This is a genomic window from Ralstonia sp. PBBBR1, from assembly GCF_002256165.1.
Classification (GTDB): domain Bacteria; phylum Pseudomonadota; class Gammaproteobacteria; order Burkholderiales; family Burkholderiaceae; genus Ralstonia; species Ralstonia thomasii.
In genome coordinates this window covers 50,399-67,564 of the sequence record NZ_NKIL01000004.1, presented here as the reverse complement: position 1 = coordinate 67,564, position 17,166 = coordinate 50,399, and the positions used below count along the sequence as shown (strand labels likewise).

Below are 17,166 nucleotides of genomic sequence, written 5' to 3'. Positions count from 1 at the left end.
CAACAAAGCGCGCATTCTAATGGCGGCGGGCAGCCCCGTGCGCGGATTTTTAGTGGGGGAAATCCCGCAATGTGCGTATCAGCCCGCCAGTACCTGCCATACCAGCCACATATTGGCGACGCCGATGACGACGAACAGGCCCCACGCCAGCCACGACGTGAATCGGCTGTTAACAAAGACGCCCATCAAGGTGCGATCGCCTGTCATGCGGATCAGCGGAAACATCGCAAACGGCAACTGCAGGCCGAGCACCACCTGACTGATGACAAGCAGTTTGCCGATGGCGTGGTCGCCCAGCATCGCCACGCCAATGAATGCCGGGATCAGCGCCAGCGCCCGCGTGATCAACCGCCGCTGCCAGCAGGGCATGCGCAAATCGAGGAAGCCCTCCATGAGGATTTGCCCCGCGATGGTGCCGGTAAAGGTCGAGCTTTGCCCCGCCGCCAGCAACGCGATGCCAAACAGCAGCCCGGCCAGCGCCGTCCCGACGATGGGCTCCAGCAGGTGGTAGGCATCCTCGATGTCGGCCACGTTCTGGTGGCCGTGCGCGTTGAATGCCGCTGCGGCCAGGATCAGGATCGCGCCGTTCACGAGCAGCGCCAGCCCCAGCGACACGATGGTGTCCAGCCGCGACAGGCCGATGGCCTCGCGCTTGGCGGCTTCGGTGCTGGCCGTCATGCGGGTCTGCACGATGGATGAATGCAGGTACAGGTTGTGCGGCATCACCGTCGCGCCCAGGATGCCGATCGCCAGGTACAGCGGCTCGCGCTGGCTCACGGCCTGCCACGAGGGCATCAACCCGGCTGCCACCGACGGCCAATGCGGCTTGATGAGCACGAGTTCAACGAAATAGCACAGCCCGATCGTGAGAATGAGCCCCAGCACGATGGCTTCCAACTGGCGGAAGTTCTTGCCCTTCAGGCCCAGCACGATCAGCGTGTCGAGCGCGGTGAGCGCCACGCCCCAAAGGATCGGCACGCCCAGCAGCAGGTGGAAGGCCAGCGCGCAACCAAGCACCTCGGCCAGGTCGCATGCAATGATGGACAGCTCCGCCAGCAGCCACTGCACGCGCAACGCGCCAGGTTGATAGCGATTGCGCGATGCACGCGCCAGATCCATGCCCGTGACGATGCCCAACCGCGCCGACAGACACTGCAGCACCATCGCCGCCAGACTGGAGAGCACCACCACGAACAGCAGCGCATAGCCGTAACGCGAACCGGCTTCAATGTCGGTCGCCCAGTTGCCCGGGTCCATATAACCGACCGACACCAGCAACCCCGGCCCCGCAAAGCGCAGCAGCTTTTTCCACAGGGGCAGGCCGGGCGGGACGGCAACGGTGCCGCGCACCTCGGACGGGCAGAACGGCGCGGTGGCGGTGGTGGGCAGGCGGAACATGCTCGGCGGCTTAAGGAAAATGCAATCGGAATTTAGAAATGATAGCTAAACGCCACGTTGCATGCCCGAGCCCGCGCCCGGTATGTATTGGCGAGGCGACTTCCTCGTCACGTGTCTCCACACATTTAAGGTAAAGCTCAGTCCGTTGCGGTAGATTTCGACCTTCGCCGGCGCCTGTTTTCCAGGTGCCGGTTGTCCGTTTACCGTCATTACCGCCGCCGAGATTCCCGCGCATGAACGCCATCCTCCTCATCGAAGACGATTTGCCGTTGGGCACGGCGCTGGCCCGCGCGCTGCGTCAGGCCGGCTACAACGCGACCTGGGTGCGCCGCCTTGTCGACGCGCAGAAATGGATCACCACCAACACGTTCGAAGCCATCGTGCTCGATCTCGGGTTGCCCGATGGTGAAGGCCATACTTTCCTGGAAGAACTGCGTGCCGCGCACAGCGACGTGCCCGTCATCATCGCCAGCGCGCGCGACGCGCTGTCGGAACGGCTCAAGGGCCTGGATTCCGGCGCGGACGATTTTCTCGTCAAGCCGTTCCCCGTGGACGAACTCATCGCCCGTCTGCGCGCCGTGCTGCGCCGCCATGCGGGGCAGAGCACCAACCAGTGGAACGTCGGCAACCTGGTGGTGGAACCCTCGCAGAAGCGCGTGACGCAAGAGGGGCAGGTCATCGAACTCACACCGCGCGAATACCAGTTGCTGCTTGAACTTGTGCGCCGCGCCCACCGGTGGGTACCGCGCGAGACGCTCATGGATGCGCTCTATCGTGAGGGCGACAGCGTGAGCGCCAACGCGCTGGAGGTCGTCATCCACCACCTGCGCCGCAAGCTCGGCAACGAAACCATCCAGACCATTCGCGGTGTCGGTTACATGATCGGTGGCAACCGCGGGGCCGCCCAATGAAGCTGGCGGTTCCAGCCATCCTGCGGGTTCGCTCGCTGTCGTTCCGCCTGTATGTGCTGATCCTGCTCGCGCTGGTGTTGATGCTGCTGGTGCAGCTCGTCATCGCGCATCTGGAAATCTCGCGCACCAACAGCCGCCAGGTGGTGAGCGATCTGCGCATGTCGGCGCAGGCCTATGCGGACCTCACCACGCTCAACATGGATGACGTGCCGCGCCGCGAAGAATTCCTGCGCCGCCTTACCGATATCAAGCTGGGCCTGTCGCTGCCCAACATCCTGCCTGGCGAATTCCGCTACGTGCTGTGCGATCGCGCCGGCAACGTCATCACCGCCTTCCCCGGTGCGCCCACCATGCCATGCGGCAAGGCGCACGGCACCGTCGTCGAGATCATGCTGGAGGGCAAGCCGTGGCGCAGCTACACGGTCGACAGCGTCGACGGCAAGATTTCCGCCACGGTGGCGCAGCCCCTGGCCGCCTACGAACGCGCCATTCGCGATCTTTTCCAGGAAGTGGCAGTGGCGCTGGCCATCCTGGCGAGCGCGCTGATGGTGATGGTTGGTTGGGCGGCGCATCAGGGCCTCAAGCCGCTGCGCACGCTCACGCGTCAGGTTGAGGCGCGCGATTCTGCCGACCTTGACCCTGTGCAAAGCGTCGAGCATGCCGAGTTGAAGCCGCTGGTCGAAGCCTTGAACGGGCTGTTTGCGCGCGTGCGTCGCGGCATCGAGGCAGATCGCCGTTTCTTTGCCGATGCCGCGCACGAACTGCGCACGCCGCTGGCGGCCATTCAGGCGCAGGCGTATGTCGTGTCGCATTCCGACAGCGAAGACGACCGTTCTACCGCGCTGCGCGAATTTGATCGTGGCATTTCGCGCGCAACGCAGTCGCTCGCCAAGCTGCTCGCCATTGCCCGGCTGGACGCGCGCCGCGTGGAGGCGCAACTTGCGCAGGGCGCATTGTCGGACTTGGCCGGCTGCGCGCGCAGCGGCGTGATTCAGCAAGCCTCGCGCGCCGAGCGTCGCAACATCACGCTGTCGTATGACGGCGCCAACCAGGCGTGGGTCTCGGTATCGCATGAAGACGCCGCGACGCTGGTGGAAAACGTGCTCGACAACGCCGTGCGCGAAACGCCCAACGGTGGCGAGGTGCGCGTGGCCGTCAAGCGCATCGAGCAGGCGGGCGTGCCGATGGTCGAACTGCGCATTGAAGATTCCGGCCCCGGTATCCCGCCCGACGAGCGCGATCGCGTGTTCGAGCGGTTCTACCGCCCGCGCACCAGCCAGTCGCAGGGTAGCGGCCTGGGCTTGGCGATCGTGCGCCGTATCGTTGAACTGGGGAGTGGCTCGGTGGCCATCGAAGACGGCCTGGCCCATGCGGACGGCAGGGGTTGCGCGATCGTGATCCGCCTGCCGGCGCTGGATTCCGCGCCCGAGCCGATCGAGCCCGATGATGCGCCTCCCGGCATGGCCGACACGCCCAGCCATTGATTGGCGCACTGGCCGTGCCTTCCACCTGCCGCTGATCAGTAACCGACCGTGAAACGCTGGCGCGGGTGTGCCGGCTTTTCCGTTTCGTCGAGGAAGGCGATGGCGTAGTCCTCCATCGAAATCCAGGGTTTGCCGTTTGCATCCACCAGCAGCGAATCCTTGCCGACGCGGAAGTGCCCCGTGCGCTCGCCCGGCTCGAAGATGGCCGACGGCGAAACGAAGGTCCAATTCAGCTCGGTTTCCTGCCGCAGCGCGTTGAGGAAATCGCGGCCGGCCGAGGCTTCTTCAAAGTACTCCTTGGGGAACTGCGGCGTGTCGATCAGCGCGACACCCGGGGCCACTTCCAGGCTGCCGGCCCCACCCACCACCAGCAGGCGTGGCACGGCCGCTTTCTTCACCGCTCCAACAATCTGATCGGCATTTGCCTGCAGGAAACGCACGGTGCTGTAGACCACATCGTTGCCGGCAAGCGCGGCCACGAGCCCCGCCTGATCGGCCACGTCGACATCCTTTGTGGTCAGCCCGGCACGTGCGGGCAGCTTGGATGCCGTGCGCGCAATGGCGGTCACCTGGTGGCCGCGGCGCAGCGCTTCGTCGATCAGGCGGGTGCCCACGCGCCCCGTGGCGCCAATGATTGCGATCTTCATGATCATTTCCTTGTGGTTGGTCTGGGTGGTTGAAACGTTATATGTAATTAATGCAGTTACATATAGGGATAAAAAAATAGGCCGGCATGCGGCCCGGCTAGGCCCGACGGCGGCGGCGTTGCGCGTGCCCCACCTCGCTGAGAATGCCGGCGATGGTTTGCGCAGCCAGCTCGGCTTCCAGCGCGGCTTGCGCGCGTTCCGTCACGCGCTCCAGCACACCGGTGATCTCACGGCCCACCTCGCACGCCGGGTTGGGCGCGTTGGGCGGCAGCGCGATCAGCACCGGAGATTCCACCACACGAAAGACGTCGAGCAGCGTGATGCGTTCTGCCGGTCGCGCCAGCGTGGCGCCGCCTGTTGCGCCCATCTGCGAGGTCACCAAACCGGCATCCGCCAATTGCGCCACCAGACGCCGGATCAGCGCCGGGTTGGTCCCCACGCTGCCAGCAATGAGCGAAGACGGCACCGGTCCCTCCGCACTGGCAAGCAGGGTGAGGATGTGGACGGCGACGGCGAAGCGGCTGCTGGTAGACATGGGGTTAGGCGCAAAAGTGTAACCATGTTAGATACACTTTGGTTCGCGGTCAACCCCGCGGGCAGACGTGCATCTCAGAAGGCTGCGCCCAATGCCGCCGCCCGCGCTTTGGCATCGGCCTTGGTCGCCGCGAGCAGATCGGGCGCCGTCAGCGTGGGCGCGGCGCTGATCTCCGTCACATCTTCAATGCCGAGAAAACGCAGCCAACGGCGCAGATAGGGCTTCTGGAAATCGTCCGGCGATTCGCTGGCACCTTCCGTGTGCGCGGCGTACGCCCCGGCGCTGGCGTAGATAAGCGCCGCCTTCTTGCCCGAAAGCAGCGCCTGATAGCCCGTGGCGGGCGACCAGTTCCAGTTCTGCCCTGGCAGTGTCACCACATCAATGAAGTGCTTGAGCCGATAGGGAACGCCAAAATTCCACATCGGTACGGAGAAAAGATAGTGGTCTGCCGCGTTGAAGCGCTGCGACAGCGCCACGGCGCGCTGCCATTGCGCACGCTGCTCCGGCGTGGCGGTCTGGGTGCGCAGGACGGCAAACTTGGCGCCGATCATATCGGCGTTGAATTCGGGCAGATCGATGTTCTGGCTCCACAAGTCGATCGTGTCGATCTCGTGGTTGGGGTGTGCGGCACGGTAGGCGTCGAGAAACTGCTTCGCCACGTCGATGGAGTGGGACAGCGTTTTCATGGGTGAGGCTTCGATATGGAGCAGGCGGGTCATGGTGGACTCCTGATGCGGTTTTACGCTGCGTTGAAGAAGTTGAGGCCGACGGTGCCGGCAATCACCAGCCCGATGCAGGCCAGGCGCGCGGGCTGCATGCTCTCGCCAAAGAGCACGATGCCCAGCACCGTCACGCCCACCGAGCCGATGCCCGTCCAGATGGCGTAGGCCGTGCCGGCAGGCAGGCCGCGCATGGCATGCGTGAGCAGAAAGACGCTGGCAAGCGCCGTCACGATGCCGAGCACGCTGGGGATCGGGCGCGTCCACCCCTGCGCAAATTCGAGCGAGACCGCCATGGCGATCTCCACAGCCCCGGCTGCCAGCAGCCACAGCCAGGCGGTTTGAAGCATGGAACCTCCGAGGTGTCCGCTGCCGGGCTGGCAAGCGGATGCGTTGCGATGCACCCAGAGTAAGGACGGTGCGGTGCGGGAACAAGTACGCACCTGAAGGTAACCACCATGGGCGGCGTGGGTATGGGCGTCCGATTTTGATCGTGGTGGCCCGCATCATCCATACTGCGAGCAACCAGCCAACTCGGTGCCCGAACTGCGCCCGGGCTGGCTTGACGAGCGGGACCGCACGGCGGCCCATTCCGCGGCGGTTTCCATCTAACAGAGAAGCAAAAGGAACGACATGATTCCCGCATTCCGCATCGCGATCATTCCAGGAGACGGCATCGGCCGCGAGGTGATGCCAGAAGGCCTACGCGTCATCCAGGCAGCGGCCAAGCGCTTTGGCTTGCAGCTTGAGTGCCACCCCATCGATTGGGCCAGCTGCGACTACTACCAGCAGCACGGCCAGATGATGCCCGACGACTGGAAGGCGCAGCTCAATGGCATGGACGCGATTTTCTTTGGCGCGGTCGGCTGGCCGGCCACGGTGCCCGATCACGTTTCGCTGTGGGGCTCGCTGCTCAAGTTCCGCCGCGAGTTCGATCAATACATCAACTTGCGCCCCGTGCGCCTGTTTGAAGGCGTGCCGTGCCCGCTCGCCAATCGCAAGCCCGGCGACATTGATTACTACGTCGTGCGTGAGAACACCGAGGGCGAGTACACATCGCTCGGCGGCATCATGTACGAAGGCACCGACCGCGAGATCGTGATCCAGGAATCGGTCTACTCGCGCAAGGGCGCAGAGCGCCTGCTGAAGTTTGCCTTCGACCTCGCACAGAGCCGCCCGCGCAAACACGTGACGCTTGCCACCAAGAGCAACGGCATCGCCATCAGCATGCCGTGGTGGGACAAGCGCGCGGAGGAAGTCGCGCAAAACTACCCGGGCGTCACGCTCGACAAGCAGCACATCGACATCCTGACCGCGCGCTTCGTGCTGCAGCCGGATCGCTTCGATGTGGTGGCCGCCACCAACCTGTTCGGCGACATCCTTTCCGATCTTGGCCCCGCCACCACCGGCACGATCGGCCTGGCGCCTTCCGCCAACCTGAACCCCGATCGCACGTTCCCGTCGCTGTTCGAGCCCGTGCACGGCTCGGCGCCGGACATCTACGGGAAGAACATCGCCAACCCGATCGCGATGATCTGGTCAGGCGCCTTGATGCTGGATTTCCTGACGCAAGGGCAGGGCGCGGGGCGGGCGGCGCACGACACCATCGTCGCGGCCATCGAAGCGGTGCTCAAGGACGGCCCGCGCACGCCTGACCTGGGCGGCACCGCCAATACCACGCAGGTGGGCGAGGCGATTGCCGCGCACGTTGCTGCTCACTGATCTTCATTGACTGGATCGATCACGCGGACGAGGAGTGCGGCTCCTGCGTGGACGATTACCTCCACACCAAGTACGTCTGCCAGGGCCAACTCGACTGACGAGGCGCGTTACAGGGCGGCACGATTGGCGGTACGGTCACATGTATCCCAATCGTGTTCCGGAGGCCCCATGGCCGACAGCATGGCTCCGTCCTCATCATCAACGCCGAAAAATTTCCCTGAAGGCACCGTGGACGCCTGCCCGTCCATGCGCGCACTCGAGCTGATCGCCGGCAAATGGGCGCTGCGCATCTTTCCGGCGCTGGAAAACGGCCCCGTGCGCAACAACGAACTCCTGCGCCGCGTGGGCGACGGCATCTCGCAGAAAATGCTTACGCAGACGCTGCGCGAGCTTGAAGCCAACGGCCTCATCCTGCGCACCATCTACGACAGCGTCCCGCCGCACGTCGAATATCGTCTGAGTCCGCTCGGCGAATCGCTCAACCGCACGCTCGTCGGCCTGGACGACTGGGTGCGCGCACATTGGCCTGAAATGGAACGGGTCCGCAAAACGCAGGTCGATTCCGATTGACATCCGCGCGATCTGCCAGACGTTGTGTGCAGATGCAGCATTTTTCCGATAGTATTCGGGGCCCATGTTTGTGACGAATCTTTCCTCCGCCTTGCCGACGTTGTCTCGCGCGACCGCGCGGGGCGTGCTGTCGCGTGCGCGGGGCGTACGGTGGATCGTCACGATCTGGTGCTTGTTGTTCACCGTTTCGGTGTTCTCGGCCACGCATTTCCCCGATGGCCAAGCCGCCGATGACGCGCTGGAAGCAATCGAAGCCGTGGTCGACGACATGCCCGGCGATGCTCCGCCCGTTGCCAAGCCTAGCAAGGGTTTCGAGCGCGCCATCAAGGTCGCGCTCGGCAAGGCGGTCAAGCAGCCCGGCCAGTGCTTCAGCGTTGAACATTGGGTTGCGCACGCATCCGATGCACCCGATGCGCCTACGACCAGCGCCGCCGCCCCCGACCACCCCAGCGACGCGCCGGAACTCTGGCTCCCGCCGACTCCTATGGTGTTGACGCCCGGCTTGCGTGTCGCGCGCGTCCGTGTCTCTCTTCCCCCGTTCCAGGCTGGCCCCACGCCGGCCCCCATGCTGCGTCCTCCCGCACGCGCCTGATCTCCGGCTTTCGCCGGAAACCATCCCCTTGAGTTGCTAGTGCTGCGCCAACCGGCCCGTTGACCGGCTGGGCGTTCGCGCTTGCCTGTTCTTCTTTTTCAGGATGATTTCGGATGTTGTCCAATCAGGATGCGGCCACCCCGCGCCCCGCAGCGGGTGCGCGCGTGTCGCGATGTGCTGTTCTTTCCGCAGTGCTGGCTGCAATTGCCGTCCACGCCAACGCCGCACCCTCGGCACCTTCGCAACGTGGCGCACAGACTTCCACCGCCCGGGCTCATGAGGCGCCCGCGCAGCCCCGCTACACCTTGCAGCAGCTACTTGAGCTGGCCCGCGCCAACCACCCGGCACTCGCCGCTTCACAGGCGCAGGTGCAGGCGGCGCTGGCGGGCATCGCCACCGCACGTGCGTGGCCCAACCCCGAGGTGGAGGCGATGGCCGGCCGGCAGCGTGCCCGCATGCCGGGTGCGGCGGAAGGCCGCACCAATAGCGTTTCGATCACGCAAAAGCTCGATTTGCCGTGGCAGCGCGCCGCCCGTACGCAAGCCGCCGATGCCGCGTACGAAGCGTCGCAGGCGACCGCCCGGTCGCAGGCACGCGACGTGGAGGCCGATCTCAAGCTGCGCTTTTACGATGTGGTGCGCCGGGAGGCAGAGCAACGTAACGCGCGCGAAGACGTGACGCTGGTCGAGCAGATCCGCCGTGGCGTGGCCGTGCGTGTGGAAACCGGCGAAGCCCCGCGCTATGAACTCATCCGTGGCGACGCGGAGTTGCTCAACGCGCAGCGCAACGAGCAGGCCGCCGCACTGCGTGTGCAGCAGGCGCTGGCCGAGCTGCGCCGCGCCGTGGGCGCCGATCTGCCGCAGACGTTCGATGTCGATGCCGGTGCGGAAACGCCTCCCGTCGCGCATCTGCCGCCTCTGGCCGATCTGGTTAGCACGGTCCTCGCCACGCATCCGGAGCTGGAGGCCGATCGCGCGGCGGTGCGCGAGGCCGAAGCGCGTCTTGCGCACGAGCGCAGCCAGCGTTGGCCGTCGCTGGCGCTGCGCGGGTCGGTCGACCGCCAACCCGATCTGCAGGACAGCCGCGTGGGCCTGGTGATGTCGATTCCGCTGTTCGACCGCCGTGATGGTCCCGTTGGCGAAGCCGTAGCCGCCCGCGAACGTGCCCGCGCCCTGTTGCGCGACCGCGAACTGCGCATGCGCCAAGCGGTGGAATCGGCCTATCGCCAATACGAGATTGCGGAGTCGCAAGTCAGCGCACTGGAATCCGGCGTCATCAAGCAGGCCGAATCGGCGCTGCGCGTGGCCGAAGCCGCATACCGCCACGGCGAGCGCGGGATTCTCGACTACCTCGATGCCCAGCGCGTTTTTCGCCAAGCACGTAACGACCTGATTGCCGCACGCGCGGACCTGCGCACGGCTGCCGTCGAACTCGACCGCCTGCGCCCGGAGGCCCAATGACACGCCCGAGTCGCCGTGTTGCCTCACGAACTTACGAATCCAGCAAGACCATGACCGTACCTTCTCCTTTCTCTTCTTCGATCCGGCTGGCCGGCGTTGCCCTGGCGGCGATGCTGCTGCTGGGCGCCTGCGGCAAAGATGCCGCAGATGACACCAAGACCGCACAACAGGCCGTTGACCCGAACCTCGTGGTTGCACAGCCCACGCTGGTGGAGCGCCTGAAAGTGGCGCCGGTGGGCAAGCAGCCGATTGCCGAGCGCCTGCGCGTGCCGGGGCAGATTGCGTTTGACGAACAGCGCGTGGCGCGCATCGGCGCCACCGTCACGGGGCGTGTGACCGAGCTGGTCGCCACGCCCGGGCAGAGCGTGAAGGCAGGCGACATCCTGGCGCAACTGCACAGCACGGAGCTTGGCGCCGCGCAGCTCGCCTACCAGAAGGCCGCCGCGCAGCGTGACTTGCAGGCCCGCGCGCTGGAACGCGCGAAGCTGCTCCTGGCTGCCGACGTGATCGGCTCAGCCGAGTTGCAGAAGCGGCAGAGCGAACTGGCGATGGCCGATGCCGAAGTGCGCGCGGCCGTCGACCAACTGCGCGTGATGGGCGTGTCGCCCGGCACGCTGGCGAAGATGCGCACGGGTGGCATGTCGTCGATCTCGCCCGTGGTGGCGAGCATCAGCGGCACGGTGGTGGAGCGCAAGGTGACGCGCGGCCAGGTCGTGCAGCCGGCCGATGAACTGTTCACCGTGGCCGATCTGTCGCGCGTGTGGGTGGTGGGTGAAGTGCCGGAAAACGCCGCTGCGGGCGTGCGTGCAGGCCAGGCCGTGGAGATCGACACCGGCGCGGGCGATCGCATTGTCGGCAAGCTGATCTGGGTGTCGGACATTGTCGACCCGCAAACGCGTACGGTCACGGTGCGCACCGAAGTGGACAACGCAGAGCGCACGCTCAAGCCGTCGATGCTGGCTACGCTGATCATCCAGTCGCGCCCGGAAGAACGCGTGGTGGTGCCGACGTCCGCCGTGGTCCGTGAAGACAACCGCGACTACGTGTTCGTGCGTGCCAGCGACACGAACTACCAGCTCACGCCGGTCAAGCTCGGCGACGAATCGAACGGGGTGCGCCCGGTCGTCTCCGGCGTGCAGGCCGGGCAGCCGATCGTCGTTGAAGGCGGCTTCCATCTGAACAACGAGCGCAAGCGCGCCGAGATGGAGGGCGCATGATCGACGCATTGATTCGCGGCGCGCTCAAGCAACGGCTCGTAGTGGCGGTGATCGCCGCCGTGCTGCTGTTCTTCGGGTTGGATGCCGCACGCAAGCTGTCGCTTGACGCGTTTCCGGATGTGACCAACGTGCAGGTGCAGATCGCCACGGAAGCGCCGGGGCGCTCGCCGGAAGAGGTCGAGCGTTTTGTGACTGTGCCGGTGGAAATGGCGATGACGGGTCTGCCGGCGCTGACAGAGATGCGCTCGCTCAACAAGCCGGGACTGTCGCTCATCACACTCGTCTTCACCGATGAGACCGATGTGTACTTTGCGCGCCAGCTTGTGATGGAGCGGTTGATCGAGGTGCAGTCGCGCATGCCGGCGGGCGTGACGCCAGTGCTCGGCCCCGTATCGACGGGCCTGGGGGAGGTGTATCAGTACACGCTCGACAAACCGGATGACGGCGACAAGGAACTCTCGGTCGAGGAACTCACCCAGCGCCGTATCGCGCAGGACTGGGTGGTGCGGCCGCTGCTGCGCTCCATTCCGGGCGTGGCCGAGATCAACTCGCAGGGCGGCTACGAGAAGCAGTATCAGGTGCTCGTCAACCCGGAGCGCCTGCGCCACCACAACGTGACGGTCAAGCAGGTGTTCGAGGCGCTGGCCGCCAACAACGCCAACTCGGGTGGCGGTGTGCTGCCGCACTTCGCGGAGCAATACCTGATCCGCGGCGTGGGTTTGGTGCGCGACACCAACGACATTGACGCCATCGTGCTCAAGGAGGTCAACGGCACACCACTCACGATTCGCGACGTGGCCGATGTGAAGATCGGCACGGCGGTGCGTGCGGGGGCGGTGGTCAAGAACGGTGTGACGGAATCCGTCGGCGGTGTCGTGATGATGATGCGCGGCGGCAACGCGAAGGAAGTGGTCGCCCGCATCCAGGATCGCGTCAAGACCATCAACAACGACGGCATGCTGCCCGACGGCCTGAAGATCGTGCCGTACTACGAGCGCTCGGAGCTGGTGGATTCGGCCCTGAAGACCGTCATCAAGGTGCTGGCCGAAGGTGTGGTGCTGGTGGTGATCGTGCTGCTGCTGTTCCTGGGCGACATCCGTTCATCGCTCATCGTGGTCGGCACGCTGATCCTCACGCCGCTGCTGACGTTCATGGCGATGAACAAGCTGGGCATCTCGGCCAATTTGATGTCACTCGGCGGGTTGGCCATCGCCATCGGCTTGATGGTCGATGGCTCGGTGGTCGTGGTGGAAAACGCCTTTGCGCACCTCGCCAAGCCGCGCGACCCGAACGAGAGCCGCGCGCGCATCATCCTGCATGCGGTAACGGAAGTGGCGACGCCCGTGATCTTTGGCGTGGGCATCATCATCCTGGTGTTCCTGCCGCTGATGACGCTGGAGGGCATGGAAGGCAAGATGTTCGCGCCGCTGGCCTTCACGATTGCGATTGCGCTGTTCTTCTCGCTGGTGCTGTCGCTCACGCTGACGCCGGTGTTGTCGTCGTATCTGCTCAAGCCCAAGGTGCACAAGCACGTGGAAGGCCAACACAGCGACGACCCCCACGCCGAGCACGACGCCCATGACACGTGGCTGATCCGCAAGATGAAGAAGCCGTATCTGCGCTTGCTTGAGCAGAGCCTGAACAACGGGCGGAAGACCGTCATCGTGGCGGTGGCGGTGTTTCTCGCCACCGGTGCGCTGATGCCATTCCTCGGCACCGCGTTCATTCCGGAGATGAGGGAAGGCTCGGTGGTGCCCGGCATCAACCGCGCGCCGAACATCTCGCTGGAAGAGTCGATCCGCATGGAGATGGAAGCCATGCGCCTGGTGATGCAGGTGCCGGGCGTGAAGTCGGCCGTCTCGGGCGTGGGCCGCGGCGAGTCTCCGGCCGACCCGCAGGGCCAGAACGAATCGACGCCGATCGTCTCACTCAAGCCGCGCAATGAATGGCCCAAGGGCTGGAACCAGGACGACATTGCCGAGGCGATGCGCAAGGCGCTGCAGGTGCTACCCGGCGTGCAGATCGTCATGGCACAGCCGATTTCCGATCGCGTGGACGAGATGGTGACCGGCGTGCGTTCCGACGTGGCCATCAAGGTGTTCGGCGACGACCTGAACACGCTGCGCGAGAAGGCCGAGGCGATTGCCAAGGTGGCGCAGGGCATCCAGGGTGCGCAGGACATGCGCGTGGAGCGGATCACCGGCCAGCAGTATCTGCAGATCGCGATCGACCGCCAGGCCATTGCGCGTCACGGCCTGAACGCCGCCGACGTGCACAACGTGATCGAGACCGCCATCGGCGGCAAGGAAGCCACGGAAATCTTCGAGGGCGAGCGCCGCTTCAGCGCGGTGGTGCGCTTGCCGGACGCGTATCGCGGCAGCGTAGAGGCCATCCGCAACCTGATCGTGGCCGCCCCCAATGGCGCACAGGTGCCGCTGGAGAGCATCGCCCGCATCGATGTGACCGACGGCCCCGCGCAGATCAGCCGTGAGCTGGGCAAGCGCCGCGTGGTGGTGGGCGTGAATGTGCGCGACCGCGACTTGGGCGGCTTCGTGGCCGAGCTGCAGGCGGCCGTCGCGCAGAAGGTCAAGCTGCCCGAGGGCTACTACCTGGAGTGGGGCGGCCAGTTCCAGAACATGGAACGCGCCATGGGCCACCTGAAGGTGATCGTGCCGATCACGGTGGCGGCCATCTTCTTCCTGCTCTTCCTGCTGTTCAACTCCGTGCGCTATGCCACGCTGATCATTCTGGTGCTGCCGTTCGCCTCGGTGGGCGGGATCATCGGCCTGTTCGTCACGGGTGAATACCTCTCCGTGCCGGCATCGGTCGGCTTTGTGGCGCTATGGGGCATCGCCGTGCTCAACGGCGTGGTGCTGGTCAGCACGATCCGCAGTCTGCGCGAGCAGGGCATGTCGGTGGAGGAATCCGTGCGGCTGGGTTCGCGCATGCGCTTCCGCCCCGTGATGATGACGGCCACCGTGGCCATGCTGGGCCTGATCCCGTTCCTGTTTGCCACGGGGCCGGGTTCGGAAGTGCAACGGCCGCTGGCCATCGTGGTGATCGGCGGTCTGCTGACCTGCACGCTGCTGACGCTGGTGATGCTGCCCACGCTGTACAAATGGTTTGATGAGGAGTCGAAGGCATGAAGGAAATCCGCATTGTAGTGCGCCCGCAACTGCTGGAACGCATGCATGAAGCGCTGCGCAGTTGCCCAGGTTTTCCGGGCATGACGGTGGGTGAGGTGAATGCCTATCCGCCAGCGGCTTCACAGGCCGGCGCGCATTCCATCAAGGAAGACCTGACGGAGTTTGTGCCGCGCGTGCGCATCGAGATCATCGTTTCCGATGCGCTGGCCAGCGTGCTGTTCGAAAGCGCCGTCAAGGTGCTGGAGCACGGCCAGACTGGCGAGAGCGCCATCTGGATGACCGACGTGATTCAGGCCACCTTCCTGCATCGCACGGGTTGATGGTGGTGTGACGCGCGCATGAAAAACGGCGGACCATGTCCGCCGAACATCAGGAGCCACCCTTGCAGCGGGCCGCATCGTAAGACGCGGCCCGCTTGCTTTGGTGCTTACCGCTTGATGTCGGTCAGATGCTTCATGAGACCTTCATAGCGGAACTTGTGGATCGGCCGATCCATCGACTGCATTTCCTGCAACTGCACCGCTTGCGGACGCAGCGAGCCCGTCGGCGTCACAGCCTGGGCACGCAGCGTTGCCACCGCCGGCTGCATGTTCTGGATGCCGACGATCTGGTCATACAGCGCCTTGTCGATGATCTGCGCGTTGTACAACTGCGTCGCATCGCCGGCGATGTTGGTCGTTGTCGCCTTGTTGCTGATGGCACCGGCCTGCGCCAGCAGCGCGCTCCATAGCGTCGGGCTGTAGTTGGTCACGTAGTAGTCCAGGCCCGTCGGGTTCGCCAGCACAGCCGAGCACGTCGGCAGGGTGACCTGCGCGGTCTGCTGGTCCAGCACGACCGTTTGCGTTTGCGCCAGCCCATCGCCATAGGCGATGGTGAGCGGAATATTCCACTGATAGCCGGAATAGACGTTCTTGTTCGGGAACGCCTTCTGCGCGATCGTCAGCACGTTCTGGTTGGTGGCCGGGTTGCACTGTGCATCGATGGTGACAAGCGGCACGCCGGTCTGGCGCACAAAGCTGTCGCCCACCTTGCCGACGGGCTTGCCGCTGGCGGCTTCCAGCTCCGCCCACAGGCGCGGCGGCGTGCCGTTACCGAACTTGTACTTGTTCAGGTAGCTCTGCAGGCCACGGCGCATGGCGTCCTTGCCGATGTAGTTCTCGATCGTCTGCAGGACATGGCCGCCCTTGTTGTAGGCAAAGCGGTCGAGGAAGTCCATCGAGCCGGCATCGCTCAGGTTGTGCTGTACCGGTACGGCGGTGGGCTGCAAGTCCAACGTGTAGACGCGCTGCTTGACGGCTGCATAGTCGGCCCATGTGTTGCCCTGGAACTCGGGGTGCAGCGCGATCTTGGTGACGTTCTCGAACCAGTTGGCGAAGGACTCGTTCAGCCAGATGTCGTCCCACCAGTCCAGCGTGACGAGGTCGCCAAACCATTGGTGCGCCAGTTCATGCGACACCACGACGAACGAGCGCGCCTTGCCCATCGAGTGGACCGTTGTCGGTGCGCCATCGGGCGGCACCAGCACCTGGTCGGCAAACTCGAAGATGGCGCCCCAGTTCTCCATGCCGCCAAAGCCGGCATTCTTGTTGTTGTAGCTGTCGTTGGCGACGATGGTGTCCATCTTGTCGAACGGCAGCGGGATCTGGAAGTAGTTGTAGTAGTGGTTCAGCGCTTCCTTGGTGAACTGCATGCCGGAGACCGCCGAGTGCGCCTCGCCGGGCGGCACCCACCAGCGCAGGCGCATGCTGCTGCCGTCGAGCGGGTTGGTGAACTGGTCTTCCAGGATGTCGAACTTGCCGCCGCCGAAGAACAGCAGGTACGCCGGCATCGACGGTGTCTTGGCAAACGACACCTGCTGATAGCCATCCGGCAGCTTGGTGGCGCCCGTCTGCCTGCCGTTGGCCACGGCCTTCCAGTCGCCCGGAATCTCCGCCGTCACTTCGAAGGTGTTGCGGAAGGCCGGCTCATCCCAGCTGGGGAACCACTCGCGCGCGAAGTTCGATTCGCCCTGCGTGACGATGGCGTCGGAACTCTCACCCGTTGCCGCCTGCAGGCCCAGCTTGAAGATGCCCTCGGCCTTGGTGAAGTTGATCGTGCCCGTCCACTCCATGTGGAGCACATAGTTGCCGGGCTTGATGTCTCCGATGGGGTCGCGCAGGTCGTAGAAGGCGCCTTGCGATTGTGGAATCGGCACCAGCACGCGCGATGCACCGCCGCCCGAGGTGGGCGTGAGTGTCAGGCGCGAGGCGTCGAGCTTCAGGTCGCGCACGGCCAGCGTCACGGCGCCGGTCTGCTTGGTGACCTTGATCTCCACGTCGGCGCGGCCAGAGAAGCTGTTCAGGTCTGCGCTCGGGCGGAACCACAGCTTGTAGTTGACCGGCCTGATGTAGTCCGGCAGTTCCACCGGCGGCACCGTTGCGTCGACTGCCGGCGCTGGTGCATTCGTGTTGCCGGTATTGGTATTGCCCTGCTGCTGCGAGCCGTTTGCGTCCAGCTTGCCGCCGGCCGGCGTGAGCGCGTCATCTCCGCCGCCGCCGCACGCGGCCAGAATCAGCGCGGCCGCAGCCTGTGCCACGAGTGCCAGCTTGAACGAGCGACGTGTCCGGGCGTTGGAGGCCCGTCCGGTGTGTGTCGTGGCCGTACGACGGTGGGTTGTCGAATCCCGCATTGCATTTCTCCTGAGGTGGAAACGAATCGGCGGCCCAGGGCTCAAAAGAAAATCGGGGGGCAGGCCGCAGAATCGGGACAAGGAATTACCCGCTTCT

General features: G+C 65.0%; 15 protein-coding genes. 9 read left to right on the top strand and 6 right to left on the bottom strand.

Going from position 1 to position 17,166, the window contains the following annotated elements; genetic code table 11:
• Positions 1-78: 78 nt before the first annotated feature.
• Entirely contained in the window at positions 79-1,398 is a 1,320-nt protein-coding gene (locus CFE42_RS06415; RefSeq protein WP_004631527.1) for an Nramp family divalent metal transporter, read from the bottom strand.
• A gap of 233 nt (positions 1,399-1,631) precedes the next feature.
• Here CFE42_RS06415 and CFE42_RS06410 point away from each other — a divergent pair, with 233 nt between their 5' ends.
• Positions 1,632-2,309 (top strand): response regulator, encoded by a 678-nt coding sequence (locus tag CFE42_RS06410; RefSeq protein ID WP_004631528.1) that lies wholly within the window; start codon positions 1,632-1,634, stop codon positions 2,307-2,309.
• Positions 2,306-3,793: an ATP-binding protein gene (locus CFE42_RS06405; protein ID WP_004631529.1), complete on the top strand. Its 1,488-nt coding sequence runs from the start codon at positions 2,306-2,308 to the stop codon at positions 3,791-3,793. The genes CFE42_RS06410 and CFE42_RS06405 overlap by 4 nt, the downstream gene beginning before the upstream one ends.
• Before the next feature lie 35 nt (positions 3,794-3,828).
• On the opposite strand, the gene CFE42_RS06400 is transcribed toward CFE42_RS06405, so the two are convergent.
• The 4 genes from CFE42_RS06400 to CFE42_RS06385 all read right to left on the bottom strand — a co-directional run bounded on the left by CFE42_RS06400 (position 3,829) and on the right by CFE42_RS06385 (position 6,044).
• Complete coding sequence (locus CFE42_RS06400; RefSeq protein WP_004631530.1) at positions 3,829-4,440, bottom strand: NAD(P)-dependent oxidoreductase; 612 nt, start codon at positions 4,438-4,440, stop codon at positions 3,829-3,831.
• Positions 4,441-4,537: 97 nt separating this feature from the next.
• The gene (locus CFE42_RS06395; RefSeq protein ID WP_004631531.1) at positions 4,538-4,975 is read right to left on the bottom strand and encodes an Rrf2 family transcriptional regulator; all 438 of its coding nucleotides are present in this window, start codon (positions 4,973-4,975) and stop codon (positions 4,538-4,540) included.
• A gap of 74 nt (positions 4,976-5,049) precedes the next feature.
• Positions 5,050-5,694: an NAD(P)H-dependent oxidoreductase gene (locus tag CFE42_RS06390; protein ID WP_004631532.1), complete on the bottom strand. Its 645-nt coding sequence runs from the start codon at positions 5,692-5,694 to the stop codon at positions 5,050-5,052.
• Between the two features lie 20 nt (positions 5,695-5,714).
• A complete protein-coding gene (locus CFE42_RS06385; protein ID WP_004631533.1) occupies positions 5,715-6,044 on the bottom strand; it encodes a multidrug efflux SMR transporter in 330 nt (109 codons plus the stop codon).
• Between the two features lie 283 nt (positions 6,045-6,327).
• Between CFE42_RS06385 and CFE42_RS06380 the strand changes: the two genes are divergently transcribed.
• The 7 genes from CFE42_RS06380 to CFE42_RS06350 all read left to right on the top strand — a co-directional run bounded on the left by CFE42_RS06380 (position 6,328) and on the right by CFE42_RS06350 (position 14,721).
• Positions 6,328-7,416 carry a tartrate dehydrogenase gene (locus CFE42_RS06380; RefSeq protein WP_004631534.1) on the top strand — a complete coding sequence of 363 codons (1,089 nt, stop codon included), beginning with the start codon at positions 6,328-6,330 and terminating at the stop codon, positions 7,414-7,416.
• A gap of 168 nt (positions 7,417-7,584) precedes the next feature.
• Positions 7,585-7,986, top strand: coding sequence for a helix-turn-helix domain-containing protein (locus CFE42_RS06375; protein WP_004631535.1), 402 nt, complete (start codon positions 7,585-7,587; stop codon positions 7,984-7,986).
• Positions 7,987-8,050: 64 nt separating this feature from the next.
• Positions 8,051-8,578 (top strand): hypothetical protein, encoded by a 528-nt coding sequence (locus CFE42_RS06370; protein ID WP_004631536.1) that lies wholly within the window; start codon positions 8,051-8,053, stop codon positions 8,576-8,578.
• A gap of 113 nt (positions 8,579-8,691) precedes the next feature.
• Positions 8,692-10,038: a TolC family protein gene (locus tag CFE42_RS06365; RefSeq protein WP_004631537.1), complete on the top strand. Its 1,347-nt coding sequence runs from the start codon at positions 8,692-8,694 to the stop codon at positions 10,036-10,038.
• A complete protein-coding gene (locus tag CFE42_RS06360; RefSeq protein ID WP_004631538.1) occupies positions 10,035-11,255 on the top strand; it encodes an efflux RND transporter periplasmic adaptor subunit in 1,221 nt (406 codons plus the stop codon). The genes CFE42_RS06365 and CFE42_RS06360 overlap by 4 nt, the downstream gene beginning before the upstream one ends.
• The gene (locus CFE42_RS06355; protein WP_004631539.1) at positions 11,252-14,401 is read left to right on the top strand and encodes an efflux RND transporter permease subunit; all 3,150 of its coding nucleotides are present in this window, start codon (positions 11,252-11,254) and stop codon (positions 14,399-14,401) included. Before CFE42_RS06360 ends, CFE42_RS06355 begins: the two co-directional genes overlap by 4 nt.
• A complete protein-coding gene (locus tag CFE42_RS06350) occupies positions 14,398-14,721 on the top strand; it encodes a P-II family nitrogen regulator (RefSeq protein WP_004631540.1) in 324 nt (107 codons plus the stop codon). Before CFE42_RS06355 ends, CFE42_RS06350 begins: the two co-directional genes overlap by 4 nt.
• 107 nt (positions 14,722-14,828) lie before the next feature.
• On the opposite strand, the gene CFE42_RS06345 is transcribed toward CFE42_RS06350, so the two are convergent.
• Positions 14,829-17,069, bottom strand: coding sequence for a M1 family metallopeptidase (locus tag CFE42_RS06345; protein ID WP_004631541.1), 2,241 nt, complete (start codon positions 17,067-17,069; stop codon positions 14,829-14,831).
• Positions 17,070-17,166 lie beyond the last annotated feature (97 nt).

Excerpts from the sequence above, each read along its gene's own strand:
- CFE42_RS06385 (WP_004631533.1), bottom strand. The coding sequence starts at position 6,044 with ATGCTTCAAACCGCCTGGCTGTGGCTGCTGGCAGCCGGGGCTGTGGAG.
- CFE42_RS06415 (WP_004631527.1), bottom strand. The coding sequence starts at position 1,398 with ATGTTCCGCCTGCCCACCACCGCCACCGCGCCGTTCTGCCCGTCCGAG.
- CFE42_RS06375 (WP_004631535.1), top strand. The coding sequence starts at position 7,585 with ATGGCCGACAGCATGGCTCCGTCCTCATCATCAACGCCGAAAAATTTC.
- CFE42_RS06405 (WP_004631529.1), top strand. The coding sequence starts at position 2,306 with ATGAAGCTGGCGGTTCCAGCCATCCTGCGGGTTCGCTCGCTGTCGTTC.
- CFE42_RS06365 (WP_004631537.1), top strand. The coding sequence starts at position 8,692 with ATGTTGTCCAATCAGGATGCGGCCACCCCGCGCCCCGCAGCGGGTGCG.
- CFE42_RS06380 (WP_004631534.1), top strand. The coding sequence starts at position 6,328 with ATGATTCCCGCATTCCGCATCGCGATCATTCCAGGAGACGGCATCGGC.
- CFE42_RS06390 (WP_004631532.1), bottom strand. The coding sequence starts at position 5,694 with ATGACCCGCCTGCTCCATATCGAAGCCTCACCCATGAAAACGCTGTCC.
- CFE42_RS06395 (WP_004631531.1), bottom strand. The coding sequence starts at position 4,975 with ATGTCTACCAGCAGCCGCTTCGCCGTCGCCGTCCACATCCTCACCCTG.
- CFE42_RS06355 (WP_004631539.1), top strand. The coding sequence starts at position 11,252 with ATGATCGACGCATTGATTCGCGGCGCGCTCAAGCAACGGCTCGTAGTG.
- CFE42_RS06345 (WP_004631541.1), bottom strand. The coding sequence starts at position 17,069 with ATGCGGGATTCGACAACCCACCGTCGTACGGCCACGACACACACCGGA.
- CFE42_RS06410 (WP_004631528.1), top strand. The coding sequence starts at position 1,632 with ATGAACGCCATCCTCCTCATCGAAGACGATTTGCCGTTGGGCACGGCG.
- CFE42_RS06350 (WP_004631540.1), top strand. The coding sequence starts at position 14,398 with ATGAAGGAAATCCGCATTGTAGTGCGCCCGCAACTGCTGGAACGCATG.
- CFE42_RS06400 (WP_004631530.1), bottom strand. The coding sequence starts at position 4,440 with ATGAAGATCGCAATCATTGGCGCCACGGGGCGCGTGGGCACCCGCCTG.
- CFE42_RS06360 (WP_004631538.1), top strand. The coding sequence starts at position 10,035 with ATGACACGCCCGAGTCGCCGTGTTGCCTCACGAACTTACGAATCCAGC.
- CFE42_RS06370 (WP_004631536.1), top strand. The coding sequence starts at position 8,051 with ATGTTTGTGACGAATCTTTCCTCCGCCTTGCCGACGTTGTCTCGCGCG.